Source organism: Arsenophonus endosymbiont of Crataerina pallida (assembly GCF_964020125.1).
GTDB lineage: Bacteria > Pseudomonadota > Gammaproteobacteria > Enterobacterales > Enterobacteriaceae > Arsenophonus > Arsenophonus nilaparvatae.
Map to the genome: position 1 here is coordinate 3,118,280 of NZ_OZ026540.1, position 18,432 is coordinate 3,136,711.

Genomic DNA, 18,432 nt, shown 5'->3' on the forward strand with positions numbered 1-18,432 from the left:
CTAGTTTAGCCTGCTACAATTATTAATCTTTTTCAGGTATTGATTTAAGTACTGATGTTAACAGTTGCCAGTATTTCTCGACACTTTTAATGTTAGCTCGCTCGTCGGGTGAGTGGGCGCCATATATCGTTGGCCCAATGGAAACCATATCCATTTGAGGATAAGGTTTTTTAAATAGCCCACATTCTAAACCAGCATGGATCACCATGATCTTAGGTGTTTTGCCAAATAGTTGCTGATAGATATCGCTAGCAAGTGCCATGACTGGCGATTTCGGATCTGGTTTCCAGCCAGGATAACTGCCTTTATGTTCACATTCCGCACCGGCAAGCATCGATAATGATGTCAACATGTTAACAACATAATCTTTGCCCGTTTCAATTAATGAGCGAATTAAAAAAGTAATTTCGGCCTTTTTTTCATCCATATTAACAACGCCGGTATTGAGTGAAGTTTCAACAACCTCTTTTATGTCGTCACTCATCCGAATAACACCGTTAGGCGCAGCATTGAGAAAATGTAATAAGCGAGATTAACAATCTGCGGTTAGCGCAAATAATTCTGTTGTTGTCTCATCAAGCGTAATGACTAAGTTTTTTTCAAGCGCGGCAAATTCAGATCTTAGCATCGCTAGATAGTGATTTTTACTGGTTTCTAAATTAGCTGCTACTGATATGGGCACTGCAAAAATTGCTTCACTCTCACGAGGGATCGCATTACGTAAGCTACCCCCTTGAATATGAATGAGCTTTAATTGTAATTCACTGGCATGACCTGCTAGAAAACGCGCCAATAGTTTATTCGCATTAGCTAATCCTAAATGAATATCACCACCCGAGTGACCACCTGTTAACCCTTTAAGTGTTATTTTGAAGATTATATGATTAGCTGGAATGGCTTCTCTTGCCAATTTAAAGGTGGTGGTAAAATCAACGCCGCCGGCACAACCCATGTAGATTTCGCCTTCTTCTTCGGAATCGGTATTGATCAGAATATCTGCTTGTAGCCAATTTGGCTGTATGCCAAAAGCACCAACCATGCCGGTTTCTTCCGTCATGGTGAGTAAAACCTCTATTGGTCCATGTTTAACATGCTCATCATCCAGTACAGCTAAAGCAGAGGCCATACCGATGCCATTATCTGCACCTAATGTGGTACCTTGCGCTTTCACCCATTCATTATCTACGTAAGGACGGATAGGATCCTGAGTAAAATCGTGCTGAGTATCACTGTTTTTTTGTGGCACCATATCCAAATGGGCTTGAAGCACGACAGGTCGAAGATTCTCCAAGCCGGCGGTTGCCGGTTTGCGAATAAGAATATTACCGACTTTATCGCGTTCAACGCTAAATTTTTTGCTCTCCGCCCATTGAATAATATAGGAAGCAAGTGCTTCTTCATGTCCAGATGGATGAGGAATTGCACAAATTTGTGCAAAAATATCCCAAAGCGGCTGTGGTGAAAGCTGTGAAAGTTCAGACACGTTTTATCTCCTATTACTACCCTTATTATTAAGATTGCTAATTAATTCCGCAGTCTTGGTAAATATTATTTATTTTATTAATTCAGAATATCACCTTCTAACATCTATTCCTTTAGTTAATTGTGATAATATTAATTAATTTCTGGTTTTTGTTATTACAAATCACTATAATCTCGCGCAATATTTTCTCCACTAATATGCTTTTCTAAAATTGTCTCTAGTCGTTGGGATCAGAATTTTATAAGTGAAAAATACATCGTAACATGGGATATGTTGCAAATGCATGCCCGTACTTTGGCACAACGCTTACTACCAGCCAAGCAATGGAAAGGCATTATTGCGGTTAGCCGCGGTGGACTTGTTCCAAGTGCTATTGTTGCTCGTGAATTGGGTCTACGCCATATTGATACGGTCTGTATTTCAAGTTACGACCATAATAGCCAGAGGGAACTTAAGGTTATTAAGCGAGTGGAAGGTGATGGTGAAGGTTATATTGTGGTCGACGATTTGGTCGATACTGGCGGGACAGCGCAAGCTATCAGGGATATGTATCCCAAAGGCTATTTTGTGACTATTTTTGCTAAACCCGCTGGGCGTCCATTAATTGATAATTATGTTATTGATATACCGCAAAATACCTGGATAGAACAACCTTGGGATATGGAAAAAGAGGTTTTTATTAAGCCGCTTTGTGAACAATAATAATTATTTTATTTATTTCGCTTTGATTCGTGAAATAAAGTATATGATATAGGGATGCTAATCGCATCCCTTTTTCATTGCTAAAGTTTTTAACTGAATAAAGTCAATATGAGTGAAAAAAATCTGTCAGAAAAGCTGTTTAAGCCTAAATCAAAACTGAAACAAACTGAGCCCTCTGTTCTGGTGACTTATAGCGTGCCTAAAACGCATTTATTGAAGCATAGCTCAACATTCGAAGGGACGAGTTATGTTAGTTGGTATCGTATGCTTAACCGGCTAATATGGATTTGGCGTGGCAACGATGGGCTGGAGATTGAAGCAGTATTAAGTCGTATTGCGGCAAATAATCGTATTCGAAGTTTTGATAATTTACTCGATACCATAATTGGTTACCAGCCAGGAAATTGGGCTTATGAGTGGTCACAACAAGCGATGGGCTGGCAGAAAAAAGCACTTGAATTGCCAACAAAAATAGCAGCAAGCCAAGCTTGGTTACGGGCAGCTAATTTATATAGTATTGCCGCATATCCTCATCTTAAAGGTGATAGTCTTGCCGAACAAGCGGTGTTATTAGCTAATAAAGCTTATGAAAATGCAGCGCAATTGACCAATTTTCGACTGAAAAAAATTTCTTTCAAAATAGCGGATGGTAAAAAAGAGGTGATTGGTTTTTTACATTTACCGGATACCAGCCAAGGCCCGTGTCCCACGATTTTAGTTTGTGGCACATTAGATAGTTTACAACTAGATTATTACCGCCTTTTCAACAACTATCTGGCCCCGCAAGGTTTTGCTATGTTAACCCTGGATATGCCATCAATTGGCTATTCTATTAAATATAAACTTTCTCAGGATACTAGCGCGCTGCATCAACAGGTACTTAATCAATTGGCTAATATTCCATGGATCGATCATATTCGAATAGGTGTAATTGGTTTGCGTTTTGGTGCCAATATTGCACTTCGCTTAGCTTATTTAGAACCCAAACGCTTAAAAGGCGTTGCAGTTTTAGGGCCCATCGTCCACAGCTTGCTTACTGAACAAAAATATCAGGATCAAATACCGGTAATGAATATTGACCTCTTTGCCAGTCAATTAGGTTTCTATCAGGTAGATGAAGCTGTTTTACGTTCAGAACTAAGTTGTTATTCGCTAAAAAAACAGGGATTATTAGGGCGTCGCTGTCCTGTACCGTTTATGGCTGTCAACTGGCAAAATGATATTTTTAGTCCTAAAGAAGACGCACTACTTGTCGTACGTTCGTCCATTGACGGTAAGTTATTGACTTTACCAACCAAGCCGTTGTATCAAAATTTTCATCAGTCACTTTCTACAGTAGTGAGTTGGCTGAAAAGCAAAATTGAATAATCGTTGTGATTACTTGATTATTTTTCCTTATTTGCTAAAAAGGTAGCTTAACAACAAGGAGATCCTTATTATGGCTTTAACTTCAAATTATTCTAAAAGTAAATTATTGAAGCATTTTACCAGGTTAGGACCTTATCTCCGCGAATCTCAATGTCAGGATGATCTCTTTTTTTTCGACTGCCTTGCTATTTGTGTTAATGCAAAGACTGCTCCAGAAAAGCGTGAATTTTGGGGATGGTGGTTGGAATTAAGACGAGAACTTGACGGATTTGTATATCATTATAAATTAGGTATGTTTGATAAAGTGGGTAATTGGCAGCATATCGAAATTAATAAATCAAATATTATCAAGTCGCTTGAAGAGACATTGCAAGAATTCCACAAACGTTTAGGTGATTCACTTAATACATTGGAATTAACATTAACCCCTTGCCCTAAAATGGTTGCAATTAATATATAGCTTATATTGTTGGCAACTATTGTAAAATTAACTTTTCAATAAAATTGCGTTATGTCAGTTGGCATAACGCTTCTTACTTGGTAAAACTGATGACTAAATATTTATTGTTATAGAGAGTTAATGGCAGAAGCATGATGAACAATAGCCAAACTTTGGTGATAAAATTAGGAACAAGTGTATTAACGGGTGGATCGCGTTGTTTGGATCAGGCTCGTATTGTTGAATTAGTGCGACAATGCGCACAGCAGCATGAAAAAGGTCACCACATTATCATTGTCACTTCGGGTGCAATTACTGCTGGTCGAGCGCATTTAGGTTATCCAACATTACCTGAAACAATTGCTTCGAAACAATTACTCGCGGCGGTTGGGCAAAGCCATCTGATCCAACTTTGGGAACGGTTGTTTTCCATTTATGGTATTCATATTGGTCAGATGTTATTGACCCGAGCTGATATTGAAGATCGCGAACGTTTTTTGAATGCACGCGACACATTACAAGCGTTATTGGATAACCGTATTATTCCTGTTATCAATGAAAATGATGCCGTTGCGACAGCCGAAATTAAAGTTGGTGATAATGATAATTTATCGGCATTGGTTGCAATTTTAGCTGATGCGGATAAGGGTTCTGTCGCATTAAAAATGTCAGCCTGATAAAATGAATATTTGAATATTGTTTTCAGATATGAGTAGCTTTCATGTGTATTGTTAAACAAAGCTTTAAACGTCTCCATTATCCCGTCGATGTCATTTTAGTGTGTCTACGTTGGTATCTGGCGTATTCCTTAAGCTTGCGCAACCTTGAGGAGATGATGCAGGAAAGAGGTATTTTTGTTGATCACTCCACCATTCATCGCTGGGTTTTACGACTAACGCCAAAACTCGCCAGGGTTGCCAGAAAGAAACGAAAAATCTATGGCGGCACCTGGTATCTGGATGAAACCTATATCAGGATAAAAGGGAAATGGCATTATCTTTATCGTGCCGTTGAGGCTAGCGGTGAAACGATAGATTTTGTTCTCAGTCAAAAGCGAAATAAAAAATCTGCATTACGCTTTTTGAGGAAAGCTATCCATCAAAATACCTACCCTATGGGGGTGAATATTGATAAAAGTGGTGTTAATCTGGCGGCATTGATGTCACTTAATCAGCGTGAACTGGGGATGAAAATAAGACAGTGCCGTTATAAAAATAACATGGTAGAGCAAGATCACCGTTTCATTAAAAAACGCTATCGTGCTATGCTTGGTTTTAAGACGTACCGAACGGCAAAAGTTTTACTGGAAGGAATAGAAATATTGCATATGCGCCATAAACAACAAATCCCGATCAATGGCCTAATTCTCTGTCCAGTCGATGCTTTTTACACCTTAGTCGCCTAACAATTCTTCTAACTACCACAAATTAAACTTTCAACATTAATGCGACAGAACCCATCAATTTTAATTGATCAGCCAGTTTGGCAATAAACCGATATACAGTTAACCAGTTTGTCGGTTTTTTAGGGTATTTTTCTGCCAATTGATATAAAATCCAACAAAATACCCACTCACTATCCGTCTTTCCAATTGGCCGATAGTGTCCTACTGGTAATTTTTTATAACCCTCAAGTTGGCCGTTGTGTGCATAAGTCCAATTTCTGCCCCACAGTTCCCTGGTAAAAGGATGGGTATTTTCTAATAATACATCGCCCCGATTCGCCTGGCGAATATGCGCAATAACTGCCTCTGATTTAATCGGGTACTCTTGCACAAAGCGTGCAATAGGCGATTGATAACATGGCTTGGGTTCTTTAAACGTTCGGCAACCTCGACCTTCATAAAAAGTGATCCCCCAACCATCTTTGTGTGGCCCAGTCTGACCTCCTCGCGGGATAAGACCACTTAAACTAAAATTAATATCTGTCGGGACACTAGCACTCATACCAAGCAATTCACACATAATGCCTCCTTTATGTATGCCAGAATGAAATTTCCAAATCTAAGCATAATCACGCTAACTGATCACATTTCTACCCGACAATATTGCCTAGCAATGTTATTTCACCATTTCTTTTTCTATTAGCTGAATTAAGATATGGATCACTTTAATATGAATTTCTTGGATCCGATCGGCATAACCAAAATGAGGTACTCTGATCTCAATATCAGCGGTTCCTGCCATTTTTCCGCCCTCTTTACCTGTCAATGTGATCACTTGCATCTTTTTAGCACGTGCAGCCGCGATTGCCTTGATGATATTGCCAGAATTACCTGATGTTGAGAGTGCAAATAATATATCCCCTTCTTTACCGACAGCCTCTATATAACGGGAAAAAACATAGTCATAACCAAAATCATTACCAACGCAAGAGAGATGACTAACATCAGAAATCGCAATGGCTGGATAACCTGGACGATTTTCACGATAACGTCCGGTTAATTCTTCTGCAAAATGCATAGCATCACAGTGCGAGCCACCATTACCACAAGATAATACTTTTCCTCCCGCTTTAAAGGCGTTCGACAACATAATCGCGGCTTGTTCAATCACTTCGATATTTTCTCTGTTATTAAGAAAATTGTTCAATGTCACCGCCGCTTCTTTTAATTCAGCACAAATAAGCTCCTGATACATCATTTTTACTCCTTGTATCTTGAAAACGGTTTAAAATAGTTACGATTAGATTTGGCAAGGTGCATGCAGCCTGATTCCTCCTAGGGTTTTAAGCCCGTTAATTAGCGACCGGCGCATACACTGAGCCACTCATCTGAAACCCGAACAGTTGTCCGTACTCCATAACGCATTTGCAAGGATGGGTAATCATGAGTCAGCCAAATCCACTTTGTGTGGGTATTGATGTTTCTAAAGCAACGCTGGACATAGCAGCCAGCTGTGATATTGCACAGTTTACGGTCAGTAATGACTCTGACGGTTTTGATGCCATTATCGCCGAATTGAGAAAGCATTCGGTGGTGTTGGTTCTGATGGAGGCAACTGGCGGGCTTGAAGCTACTGTGGCCTGCTCGCTCCAGGCTGAAGGCTTTGACGTCACTGTGATCAATCCCAGACAATCCCGAGACTTTGCCCGCGCTATGGGCTATCTGGCAAAAACTGACCGTATTGATGCCAAAGTGCTTGCACAAATGGCAGAGGTTATTAATCGACATCCGGAGCGAGAGCGCTTTATCCGGACTCTGCCAAATGCAGAACGTCAGGTTCTTGCTGCGATGGTCGTACGCAGACGCCAGTTGATTACAATGTTGGTGGCAGAACGTAATAGGCTGTATACCGCACATCCACAGAATAGAAAAAGCATCAACATCATCATCAAGGCGCTGGAAGATGAACTTGCCAGAATCGATGAGGATATGAACAACCACATAAGGAACCACTTTAAGGATCTGGCCGCTAGGCTGAGCAGCATTAAAGGGGTTGGTACCATGACAGTTGCTGCGTTGTTGGCGGAGCTTCCCGAACTGGGCAGCCTCTCGAGGCGAGCTATTAGCGCGCTTGTAGGCGTTGCCCCCATAAACCGGGACTCGGGTACCATGCGTGGTCGGCGAACCATATTTGGCGGAAGGGACGGAGTCCGAACAGCACTTTATATGGCCGCGCTTGTAGCAACTCGCTTTAATCCGGTGATAAAAGCCTTTTACATGCGTCTGCTTGCAGCGGGAAAAGCCAAAAAAGTGGCGCTGGTCGCCTGTATGCGCAAGCTGCTGACTATCCTGAACACGATGCTCAGAAAGAACGAAGAATGGAATGAGTCGTACCATCACGTTTCTCCATAATTTTAACGTTCAAGACAGTTGCTAATAAAATATTATTTTTTCAACAATCCCAGTGTAACGGATTAAACTTTATGAAAGAAGTATCAATACGACTTATCACAACCAAGTTAAGCTCAATAAATAATTTGTGAACTTCATTGTAATTAATATGTAAAAATATTGATAAATAAAATTACATAGATTAAAGATAAGAAAAACACAGATATGACCTCCGATGACTTAGCTTAATCATAATCAGGAGTACCATTATGGCTCTACTCACTATTTTTCTATTTATTGGTTTAATCGGAATTCTTTGCTATCACAAAGCAAATCTACTATTTAGTAGCTTACTTATACTTGCTTATTGTTTAATTATGGCTAGTGCTGATTTATGGTATTTTTGGACGTTATTGCTCGTAGCGGCGGTATTATTTCCATTAGTCTATCTCCCAGTACGTCGCTCATTCATTTCTAGCAAAGTCTTACAAATTTTTCAGAAAATTATCCCTTCCATGTCAAAAACCGAGAAAGAAGCCATCGAAGCGGGCACAACCTGGTGGGAAGGTGATCTGTTTCAAGGTATGCCTGATTGGGATAAATTACATAATTATCCAAAACCGCAATTAACAACTGAAGAACAAGCTTTTCTCAATGGCCCAGTTGTAGAAGCATGCCGTATGGCTAATGACTTTCAAATTAGCCATGAACTAGCCGATCTACCTACTGAATTATGGCAACATTTAAAACAACACCGTTTTTTCGCTATGATCATCAAAAAAGAGTATGGTGGCCTCGAATTTTCTGCCTATGCTCAAGCGCTAGTGTTACAAAAATTGGCCGGAGTTTCCGGCATATTAGCCATTACTGTAGGTGTGCCTAACTCATTAGGCCCAGGAGAACTTTTACAACATTATGGCACCGATGAACAAAAACAGCATTATCTTCCTAGACTTGCTAGCGGTGAAGAGATCCCCTGTTTTGCTTTAACAAGCCCTGAAGCCGGTTCTGATGCAGGAGCTATCCCTGACACTGGTGTTGTCTGTATGGGCGAATGGGAAAACCAACAGATATTAGGTATGCGTTTAAATTGGAATAAACGTTATATTACATTAGCGCCGATTGCTACGGTATTAGGGCTAGCATTTAAACTTTATGATCCAGACCATTTACTTGGCGATATAACCGATCTCGGCATTACCTGCGCACTAATCCCAACCAATGTTGCAGGAGTAGAAATTGGCCATCGCCATTTTCCTTTGAATATCCCTTTCCAAAATGGCCCTACGCGCGGTAAAGATATTTTTGTGCCGATTGATTATATTATTGGTGGTACCAAAATGGCCGGCCAAGGCTGGCGTATGTTAATGGAATGTCTTTCTATTGGTCGTGGCATCACGCTTCCATCTAACGCCACGGGTGGCTTAAAAAGTGTCGCGCTGGCAATCGGTGCATACGCCTATATTCGCCGTCAATTCAAAGTACCTATTGGAAAAATGGAAGGTATTGAAGAACCTTTAGCACGGATCGCTGCTAATGCTTATTTAATGGATGCCGCTTCAACCTTAATTACGACGGCAATTATATCTGGCGAAAAACCAGCAGTCCTCTCTGCGATTGTCAAATATCACTGTACCCATCGAGGCCAAAGAGCCATTATTGATGCGATGGATATTGCTGGTGGTAAAGGAATTTGTCTAGGTCCCTCAAATTTTCTTGCTCGCTTTTATCAAGGAGCTCCTATTGCTATCACCGTTGAAGGTGCCAATATTTTAACACGCAGTATGATGATTTTTGGCCAAGGGGCTATTCGCTGTCATCCTTATATTTTGCATGAAATAGCCGCAACACAAAATAACGATATTATTGCCTTTGATAAATTACTCTTTAGCCATTTAAGTCATACAATAAGTAACCTATTGCACAGTTTCTACTTGGGTATAACAAACGGCAGAACAAGCAAAGCACCAACAAAAGATAATACTCGCCGCTTCTATCAGCAATTAAATCGCCAAAGTGCTAATCTTGCCTTACTTGCTGATATTTCTATGGCCGTATTAGGTGGCGGGTTAAAACGTCGTGAGCGGATTTCTGCCCGTTTAGGCGATATTTTAAGCCACCTCTATTTAGCATCCGCCACACTAAAACGTTTTGAAGATGATGGCCGCCCAGCAATGGATTTACCTATTGTTGAATGGGTAATAAAAGATTGTCTATTTCAATCAGAAAAAGCCATGCAAGCACTGCTACGAAACTTTCCCAATCGTCTGGTTGCTATGTTAAGCCGTATTATCATTTTTCCATTGGGTTATCGTTATGCGCCACCTAACGATCAACTTGATCATAAATTAGCAAAAATTATGATGACACCATCAGAAACACGCGAGCGTATTGGTCGCGGTCAATATATGACACCAAGTGAGCATAACCCTCATGGCATAATTAATGCCGCATTATCAGATATTATTGCCGCCGAGCCAATTTTTGAACGTTTGACCAGTCAAGCTAGCCATAAACCACACTTTATCAATTTAGATAAACTTGCCGAACAAGCACTCGCCGATGGTAAAATTAGCCAACAAGAAGCTGACATTTTACGTAAAGCAGAAGCCAGCCGTTTAAGATCGATCAATGTTGATGAATTTGAATATGATGCACTGGCGGTAGCGAGTAAAAAATCTGACAAACAGAAAAATAGTTCCCCATTAGATAAAGAACAAGCGGCATAATTGTAGAACTTGCAGGGGGCTTTAAGCTCCCTAATCACTACTTATCAAACACGTTTCTGATGCCAACAATTCTGCCAATGTTTGACGCCGACGAATTAATTTTGCCTCACCATTTAAATACATTACCTCAGCGATTAACGGTCGACTATTATAATTAGAAGACATTGAAGCACCATAAGCACCATAAGCACCATAAGCACCATAAGCACCAGTATCATGAAAGACTAAATAATCTCCCACATAAATTTCAGGTAATAAACGAGGCACAACAGCGCCGGTATTTGTCTGGGTAAAAACATCACCAGACTCACATAAAGGACCAGCTACTAGTGTTTCACGTAAATTTCCGTCAGTAAGATCTCGATTATCCGCTGGCAAGACAGAAATATGATGATAACAACCATACATAGCAGGACGCATTAGATCATTAAAACCACTATCAACTAATACATAATGATTTTTGCCCATTCTTTTTATTGCTCTTACTTCAGCTAAAAGCACTCCAGATTCTGCTACCAAGTAACGACCAGGCTCAATTTCTAATGTTATATGATGCCCCAAATGAGCTGAAATACGTTCACGAGCATCATGCCACAAGGCAAAATAATGGTTAATATCAATTCGCTCTTCAGCTAAATTATAAGGGATCGACAATCCTCCACCAGCTGAAATTGCTTGTATATCACAGCCACTTAAGATGACCTGCTCTACCATTGCCTCACAGACTTTAGCCAAGTGGCAATAATCAACCCCAGAACCAATATGCATATGTATACCGACCAGCGTTAACTGATATTGATTAATTTTTTCAATCGCTAATGGCAAATCACTAAACCAGATACCATGCTTACTATTTTCTCCACCGGTGTTGGTTTTTTGGCTATGACCATGGCCAAATCCTGGATTAATACGTAACCAAATAGGATGATGTCGTTTGGCTTTTCCCAATTGAACGAGCATGTCAATAGAGCCGACATTAACAGGAATATCTAACTCTATTACACGCTCAATAGTTTGCTTTTCAATGACATCTGCGGTGAATACAATTTCAGCTTGTTCTCTACCTGGGCGAAAACCTGCAACTAACGCCCTTTCGATTTCGCCTAATGATACAGCATCAACTTTCACGCCTTGTTGACGCATCAAACGTAAAATATGAATATTGGAGCACGCTTTTTGTGCAAAACGGATCACATCGAACGCAGCTAACTGCTTAATCGCCTATGTAATGACTTCACTATCATAGATCCAAATAGGAGTCCCGAATTGAGCGGGCAGTTTAATTAATTGTTCTGTCGTCAAATATCGACTTATGGTGGTTGCAAACGTTGTCATTGATAACCTTAATTTATTTTTTCATTTTTTTTATTATTAATAGAGAAAATAAGGATTAAAAATATCTATTTAGCTATAGTCTATTCATATAGGATATAGATAACAGCAGCGAGTTATGTAAATGAAAACTTTTTCCTGGCGTCATATAGAAATTTTTCGCGCGGTCATGACCACCAAAAACTTAACTGATGCAGCACAATTAGTTAGAACATCTCAGCCTACCGTCAGCCGTGAAATTAGTCGTCTAGAAAGTCTGTTACGATTTAAGTTATTTGATAGGATCAAAGGACGGCTAATGCCAACGGCTCAGGGATTAAGGTTATTCGCAGAAGTCGAACGTTCTTATTATGGATTAGAAAGGATCTATAATATGGCGGAAATTATCAGACAATTTAGAGACACGCAACTTTCAGTTGCCTGTTTACCGGTATTTAGTCAGTCGTTATTACCTAAAGCCTGTAAGCGGTTTCTACTCGATTACCCTGAAGTTAATTTTACCATTACCTCCCAAGAGTCACCTATATTAGAGGAATGGCTTTCGGCACAACATTATGATATCGGTTTGACAGAACATCGGCAGATACCCACCGGCACTTATGGTGATATTTTAACTAGCCTAAATGAAGTCGTTGTGTTACCTCGTATGCACCCACTGAGTAAAAAAAATATTTAACCGCTAAAGACTTTAATAATGTTGCTTTTATTAGTCTTTCAATAACGGATAGTTATCGACAAGCGATTGATACATTTTTTGCAGAACAACATATTAGCCGACGAATGATAATGGAAGTCCATAATGCTTCCTCTGTTTGTGCTATGGTAAGGGAAGGATTAGGTATATCAATCGTCAACCCATTTACCGTTATCGATTTTTTACAAGATGATCCTGATAGCCTTTGCATCAGACCTTTTATTAAACCCATTCCTTTCACTGTCAATTTAATTAAACCAATGCATCGGCCTTCCTCTGAACTTACCGAACGATTTATTCAATGCCTAAAAATTACGATTAAAGAATTTGAAACTCAGTTACTTACTGCCTTTAATTATTGATTATTTTTAATCTGATCCATTAACCAACTTAAGTTTATAGAATTCAATAATAATCTTAATATTACTAACTTATTTTTAATTAACACAATGATAATTAAAAATAATTAGATTATTTTTTGATTATTTAATAATCTGTCACGCAAGCCCTTGAAAGTATCAAACAACTTAAGCCAAAAGTCGTTATTCCCGGTCATTACCTTGAACCATCAGCAAAAGATATTACTACCGTTACTTTTACACAAAACTATTTGAAAAAACTAGAAAAAGCTTTAGCAAAAAGCAAAAATTCAACTGAAGTTATTGACATGATGCAACAAGCTTACCCAAATTTAAAGGAGCCTGCTAGTCTTGAATTAAGCGCCAAAGTATTGAAGGGCGAAATGAAATGGCCACAATAATTTCGCGAGGAAAAAATGTCACCAATAACCTTACACTATATCTTTGATCCTTTCTGTGGTTGGTGTTATGGCGCGTCTCCATTGATAGAAATTGCAGCTGGTCAGCCGAATATTAAACTACAACTTCATGGTGGTGGTATGCTGACAGGCCACAACCGAGTAAAAATAGACGATCAATGGCGTCAATTTTTGTTGGATACTAATAAGCAGATAGCCGGTATAACGGGGCAAACATTTGGAGATAATTATCACCAAATGTTACAACAAAATGATGTAATACTTGATTCATTACCACCGATAACAGCAATTATTACCGCTGATAAATTAGCAAATAAAGGTTTAGCAATGTTAAACGCCATCCAAACAGCGCACTATATTGATGGCCTTCGGGTTAGTGACGAAAACATTTTATTGCAATTAGCCCAGCAGATTGGACTAGACAAACAGTTATTTCAACAAACTTTTGCCATAAATAAAGATGAACCAACAAACAAGCATATCCAATCAAGTCGTACCTTATTACATCAAGTTGCTCGTTCCGGTTTTCCGACCCTAATTGCTCAGCATAATGAAAACCTGATGGTAATAAATTTAGATAAATATTTCACTCAACCACAACTATGGCAAAATTATCTGGAAAATTTATCGGCGGCTTCCTTGTCATAAAAATTATTTATGTTTTTCCATGGATGGAAAGAGGTTAACTGTTGTTTATTTAGCATAATAAATTTAAAACAATTAAAATGGAGCCTTTAGTAATTTAACGCAGCTTATTATTGTAAAGTTAAGCTGCGTTTAGTGATTATTTATTTACATTTATCAGTTAATTTAACCACTGCTGCTTTAGTAATATCCCGATTAATAGATGCAAATACTATCAAGCCTTTTGCACTTTCGTTATTTTTTAGCACTTTATTATGTAAATTCTCATTAATAGTATCTACCTTAAATTCTCTTGAACCTAAAAAAGCTTTAAAACAATATTTAGATAGATCAATATCTTTTTCAGACGCATTTACCACCGTAACATCAAATGTTTTTGTGTAATAGGATTTTTTTGCCGAAGAGATACTACCGTCTTCTTTTTGGCTGGCAAATACCGTAATACCATCTGGCACAGATGCCATAATTGAAAATGAACAACAGAGAAGAAAAGATAATAACAAACTTGCTTTTTTCATTTTAACTTTCCTCATATTTCATCTAACGAGTTAAAAGCACATAAAAATTAATAAAGTCTCTTTTCAATAAAAAATACTAGTCTAAGTTTAACAAAGTTACCCATAGCCCCAAATATCGACATGCTAACTTGTTAGAGAATAATTTTTATGAGCCAATCTTCTTTAAAATATTTAATCAACATTAAACTAATACCTGCACTAGCTAATGCAGGGCCAAAAGCAATTTTATCTGGTTTATAGCGTATCTTAATCCATAAAAGAATATAATTAAGTAAGCCAAGACAAGCAGATAATAGCATTAAATAAGGTAAAATATATACCCCTAACCAAGCCCCATAAGCCGCCACAAGTTTAATATCTCCTTGTGCTAATCCTCTACGCTTAATAGCTAATTTAAAAAAACCATAAATAAACCATAAATAAACCAAAATATTAAATAGCTAACCAAGGCACCATAAATAGCCAATAACAACTGTTCATTAGATTGCATGGCATGAAAAAGCAACGCTAACACAAGTAATGGATAGACTAATAAATCTGGCAAATAACCTGTCTGATGATCAATAAACCCAAGTAATACGCTAAACCAAACGAAAAAAAGTAAAATCACTATATGGCTAAGATCTGTGATCAGCAAAAATATGATAGTGAAAGGAATAAAAAGAGTAATAAAAAGGAGATATCTACTAGGTGAGTCATGCGATCTATAATTAAATAGATAAAGGGGTAAATAACTAACTAATAAATGGCTTAATGGTAATAAAATAATTGTTATAACAAATGCTTGAATCAACAGCCAATACGAAAAAGTGGTGAGCCATGTTGCCATCTTCAAATTCCTTTTTGAAAAAACCGCATTATTCACTCAGCATTCTTTTCCAATATCCATAAATAAAAAAACAATGCTTTATAACAGTTCTACAATAAATATTAACAATAATCCGGTTGTAAGCGAATTTTTGCGAATTTGTACACAAAATAAAAAAGGAAAATCAATAGCTAGCGAGACAGCTTGCTAGTTTATTTTCCCATCTTTATTATAGGCACAATATTTTGCTAGCATCGAGTTTATAAGGAAGCATGGCTATGCGCGTTCCTCGGATCTATCATCCTGAACTATTAGAATCAGGCGCAATAATACGATTAAGCGATAATGCCACTAACCACGTTAGTCGAGTTCTACGTATGAGTGTAGGACAAAATATTGAGTTATTTGATGGCAGTAATTCTATTTTCATAGGGCAAATACTTGAGATTAATAAAAAGTCAGTTAAAGTCCAGCTCGGGATGGCGACAATTGCAAACAGAGAATCCCCTTTAGATCTCCATCTTGGACAAGTTATTTCTCGTGGGGAAAAAATGGAATTCACTATTCAAAAATCAGTAGAACTGGGCGTCAATATCATTACTCCACTTATTTCTGAACGCTGTAATGTTAAATTAGAGCCTGGGCGACTCAGTAAAAAGCTACAACAATGGCAGAATATTGCCATTTCTGCTTGCGAACAATGTGGACGTAACAAAATCCCCTTAATTCGTCCAGTTATGCCTCTTGAAGCTTGGTGCACAGAAAAAGATGATGCATTAAAAATTAATCTCCATCCTAAAGCCCAATCAAGTATTAATACACTGCCCTCAGCGGTAAATAAAATTAGGTTACTCATTGGCCCAGAAGGTGGGCTTTCGCCAGATGAAATCATAATGACAACTAACTACCAATTTACTAATATCCTACTTGGGCCTCGGATATTAAGAACAGAAACCACTGCGTTAACTGCAATCACAGCATTACAAGTTCGCTTCGGCGATCTTGGTTAAGGAGACAAAATGTTCAAATTAGGTATTGTGATGGATCCCATCTCAACCATAAAAATTAAAAAAGATAGTAGTTTCGCTATGCTATTAGAAGCACAACGCCGTGGATATGAAATTCACTATATGGAAATGGACGATCTCTATTTATTACAAGGTGAAGCTTACGGACATACCAGACAACTGATCAACATCAAACAAGATACTGCACAATGGTATCAATTTGGTACTGAACAAGATATTGCTTTGAAAAATTTTGATGTTATTTTAATGCGTAAAGATCCTCCCTTTGATACTGAATATATTTATGCCACTTATATTCTTGAAAGGGCAGAACATGCGGGTACTCTAATTGTCAATAAACCTCAAAGCCTGCGGGATTGTAACGAAAAATTATTTACCGCCTGGTTTCCTCAATTAACACCTGATACGTTAGTAACCCGAAATAATAAAAAACTGCGAGAATTTCATCAAAAACATGATGATGTCATCTTTAAACCTCTAGATGGAATGGGTGGCGCATCGATTTTCCGTTTAAAGAAAGATGATCCTAATGCCAGTGTCATTATTGAAACATTAACTCAACATGGCCAGCGCTTCTGTATGGCTCAGGATTACTTACCTGCTATCAAGCAAGGTGATAAACGGGTGTTGGTTGTCGATGGTGAACCAGTTCCTTATTGCTTAGCTCGTATTCCTGCTCAAGGTGAAACGCGCGGAAATTTAGCGGCAGGAGGATATGGTGAAGCAAGACCATTGACAGAAAGTGATTGGAAAATTGCCAGAACGGTCGCACCTATATTAAAGGAAAAAGGATTAATTTTCGTTGGCTTAGATATTATTGGTGATCGCTTAACCGAAATTAATGTTACCAGTCCTACCTGTATACGTGAAATTGAAGCAGCATTTTCGGCTATATCAATTACAGGTATGTTATTTGATGCAATAGAAAAACGACTGGCTGCAAAAACAGTAAATTAACCACAGCTAACACTACAGTTAACTGAATAATAAGATAGGATACTATAAATGTTTTCTATTGTTATAAAATATTAATATCTTACAGTCAGCCGAAAATAAAATTTAAACAATCGCGAATGTGTTTCATTAATTATTTTTTAACTTTTAATTCAGGTATATTTTATTGATAATTCAGGAAAATAAGTTTAATAATATGAATTTACAAAACCACTTTCTCATTGCCATGCCAACGTTATTAGATCCGTATTTTCAAAAGTCGGTGGTTTATATCTGTGAACATAATGAAAAAGGTGCTATGGGTCTCGTTATCAATAGACAAATCGAACAAATTTCAATCAATAGCATATTAAAAAATTTAAACATTAAAACGACAGAATACGATCATATAACTGAATTAAGTCAACCGGTTTTTTCTGGTGGCCCGATCGCAGAAGCTCATGGTTTTATTCTACATTCGCCACAAAATAGTTTTAGTTCTACCTTAAAGCTTTCTGATGAAATTATGATCACAACGTCAAAAGACATTCTCGAAACTTTAGGCACTACCAAACAACCAGAAAAAACACTTATTGCCTTGGGATATTCAAGCTGGGAACAAGGGCAACTGGAAAAGGAGATAATGGAAAATAGTTGGCTAACCGCCAAAGCAAATAGCAATATCATTTTTCATACCCCCATTTCTGAACGTTGGCGTGAAGCCGCTGCTTTAATTGGGATTGATATCTTTAATATTTCAAATCAAGCGGGTCATGCATAATGGCAAACAGAACAATTATTGCTTTTGATTTCGGTACACTGAGTATAGGTATCGCCATTGGGCAGGAAATTACAGCAACTGCACGCCCTTTAACTGCAATAAAAGCAAAAGATGGTAAGCCCAACTGGTTAGACATTGAAAAAATAATACAAGAGTGGCAACCTGAACTGGCTATCGTTGGACTTCCTCTCAATATGGACGGAACAGAGCAGCCAATAAGTAATCAAGCCCGTAAATTTGCTAACCGTCTGCATGGGCGCTTTGGTATCCAAGTTACATTACACGATGAACGCTTAACAACAATAGAAGCGCGAGCACAACTATTTAATCAGGGTGGCTATCGGGCGTTAAATAAAAGTAAGATTGATTCCATTTCTGCTGTCATTATTTTAGAAAGTTGGTTTGAACAACATGCTTAA

16 protein-coding genes and 5 pseudogenes are annotated in these 18,432 nt (G+C 38.2%); 14 read left to right on the forward strand and 7 right to left on the reverse strand.

Features of this window, described 5'->3' with window-relative positions:
• Positions 1-22: 22 nt before the first annotated feature.
• A pseudogene (locus AACL31_RS16640) lies at positions 23-1,483 on the reverse strand (aminoacyl-histidine dipeptidase).
• A 240-nt stretch (positions 1,484-1,723) separates the two neighbouring features.
• Here AACL31_RS16640 and gpt point away from each other — a divergent pair.
• The 5 genes and pseudogenes from gpt (at position 1,724) to AACL31_RS16665 (ending at position 5,397) form a co-directional block, all read left to right on the forward strand.
• A complete protein-coding gene (gene gpt, locus AACL31_RS16645) occupies positions 1,724-2,185 on the forward strand; it encodes a xanthine phosphoribosyltransferase (RefSeq protein ID WP_310512578.1) in 462 nt (153 codons plus the stop codon).
• 108 nt (positions 2,186-2,293) lie between these two features.
• On the forward strand, positions 2,294-3,553 hold the full coding sequence (gene frsA, locus AACL31_RS16650) for an esterase FrsA (RefSeq protein ID WP_310512573.1): 1,260 nt from the start codon (positions 2,294-2,296) through the stop codon (positions 3,551-3,553).
• A 70-nt stretch (positions 3,554-3,623) separates the two neighbouring features.
• Positions 3,624-4,013, forward strand: coding sequence for a sigma factor-binding protein Crl (crl, locus tag AACL31_RS16655; RefSeq protein WP_310512574.1), 390 nt, complete (start codon positions 3,624-3,626; stop codon positions 4,011-4,013).
• A 131-nt stretch (positions 4,014-4,144) separates the two neighbouring features.
• Positions 4,145-4,639: pseudogene (proB, locus tag AACL31_RS16660) on the forward strand (glutamate 5-kinase); the annotation flags it as partial.
• A 74-nt stretch (positions 4,640-4,713) separates the two neighbouring features.
• Positions 4,714-5,397, forward strand: coding sequence for an IS6 family transposase (locus AACL31_RS16665; RefSeq protein ID WP_339053427.1), 684 nt, complete (start codon positions 4,714-4,716; stop codon positions 5,395-5,397).
• A 31-nt stretch (positions 5,398-5,428) separates the two neighbouring features.
• Here the strand turns inward: AACL31_RS16665 and AACL31_RS16670 are convergent.
• Positions 5,429-5,956, reverse strand: a pseudogene (locus tag AACL31_RS16670) (class II glutamine amidotransferase); the annotation flags it as partial.
• 96 nt (positions 5,957-6,052) lie between these two features.
• Positions 6,053-6,631 (reverse strand): D-sedoheptulose 7-phosphate isomerase, encoded by a 579-nt coding sequence (gene lpcA / locus AACL31_RS16675; protein WP_310512579.1) that lies wholly within the window; start codon positions 6,629-6,631, stop codon positions 6,053-6,055.
• Positions 6,632-6,819: 188 nt separating this feature from the next.
• Between lpcA and AACL31_RS16680 the strand changes: the two genes are divergently transcribed.
• A complete protein-coding gene (locus AACL31_RS16680; protein WP_339053428.1) occupies positions 6,820-7,788 on the forward strand; it encodes an IS110 family transposase in 969 nt (322 codons plus the stop codon).
• 248 nt (positions 7,789-8,036) lie between these two features.
• On the forward strand, positions 8,037-10,496 hold the full coding sequence (fadE, locus tag AACL31_RS16685; protein WP_310511683.1) for an acyl-CoA dehydrogenase FadE: 2,460 nt from the start codon (positions 8,037-8,039) through the stop codon (positions 10,494-10,496).
• Positions 10,497-10,526: 30 nt separating this feature from the next.
• Here fadE and lysA read toward each other — a convergent pair.
• Positions 10,527-11,831 (reverse strand): annotated as a pseudogene (lysA, locus tag AACL31_RS16690) (diaminopimelate decarboxylase).
• A gap of 121 nt (positions 11,832-11,952) precedes the next feature.
• On the opposite strand from lysA, the pseudogene AACL31_RS16695 reads away from it, so the two are divergent.
• The 3 genes and pseudogenes from AACL31_RS16695 (at position 11,953) to AACL31_RS16705 (ending at position 13,948) form a co-directional block, all read left to right on the forward strand.
• Positions 11,953-12,884, forward strand: a pseudogene (locus AACL31_RS16695) (LysR family transcriptional regulator).
• A gap of 248 nt (positions 12,885-13,132) precedes the next feature.
• The gene (locus AACL31_RS16700; RefSeq protein ID WP_310511682.1) at positions 13,133-13,282 is read left to right on the forward strand and encodes a hypothetical protein; all 150 of its coding nucleotides are present in this window, start codon (positions 13,133-13,135) and stop codon (positions 13,280-13,282) included.
• Positions 13,283-13,297: 15 nt separating this feature from the next.
• Entirely contained in the window at positions 13,298-13,948 is a 651-nt protein-coding gene (locus tag AACL31_RS16705; protein WP_310511681.1) for a DsbA family protein, read from the forward strand.
• A gap of 140 nt (positions 13,949-14,088) precedes the next feature.
• Here the strand turns inward: AACL31_RS16705 and AACL31_RS16710 are convergent, their stop codons facing one another.
• From AACL31_RS16710 to AACL31_RS16720, 3 genes are all read right to left on the reverse strand, one after another.
• A complete protein-coding gene (locus AACL31_RS16710) occupies positions 14,089-14,463 on the reverse strand; it encodes a DUF4354 family protein (protein ID WP_310511680.1) in 375 nt (124 codons plus the stop codon).
• 131 nt (positions 14,464-14,594) lie between these two features.
• Complete coding sequence (locus tag AACL31_RS16715) at positions 14,595-14,810, reverse strand: hypothetical protein (protein WP_422389262.1); 216 nt, start codon at positions 14,808-14,810, stop codon at positions 14,595-14,597.
• A 41-nt stretch (positions 14,811-14,851) separates the two neighbouring features.
• Positions 14,852-15,292, reverse strand: a complete 441-nt coding sequence (locus AACL31_RS16720) for a prepilin peptidase (RefSeq protein ID WP_339053429.1) — start codon at positions 15,290-15,292, stop codon at positions 14,852-14,854.
• A 257-nt stretch (positions 15,293-15,549) separates the two neighbouring features.
• On the opposite strand from AACL31_RS16720, the gene rsmE reads away from it, so the two are divergent.
• The 4 genes from rsmE (at position 15,550) to ruvX (ending at position 18,432) form a co-directional block, all read left to right on the forward strand.
• The gene (gene rsmE, locus AACL31_RS16725) at positions 15,550-16,281 is read left to right on the forward strand and encodes a 16S rRNA (uracil(1498)-N(3))-methyltransferase (protein ID WP_310511678.1); all 732 of its coding nucleotides are present in this window, start codon (positions 15,550-15,552) and stop codon (positions 16,279-16,281) included.
• Between the two features lie 9 nt (positions 16,282-16,290).
• Entirely contained in the window at positions 16,291-17,256 is a 966-nt protein-coding gene (gene gshB / locus AACL31_RS16730; protein ID WP_310511677.1) for a glutathione synthase, read from the forward strand.
• 193 nt (positions 17,257-17,449) lie between these two features.
• Positions 17,450-18,013: a YqgE/AlgH family protein gene (locus AACL31_RS16735; protein ID WP_032115519.1), complete on the forward strand. Its 564-nt coding sequence runs from the start codon at positions 17,450-17,452 to the stop codon at positions 18,011-18,013.
• Complete coding sequence (gene ruvX, locus AACL31_RS16740) at positions 18,013-18,432, forward strand: Holliday junction resolvase RuvX (protein ID WP_032115520.1); 420 nt, start codon at positions 18,013-18,015, stop codon at positions 18,430-18,432. Before AACL31_RS16735 ends, ruvX begins: the two co-directional genes overlap by 1 nt.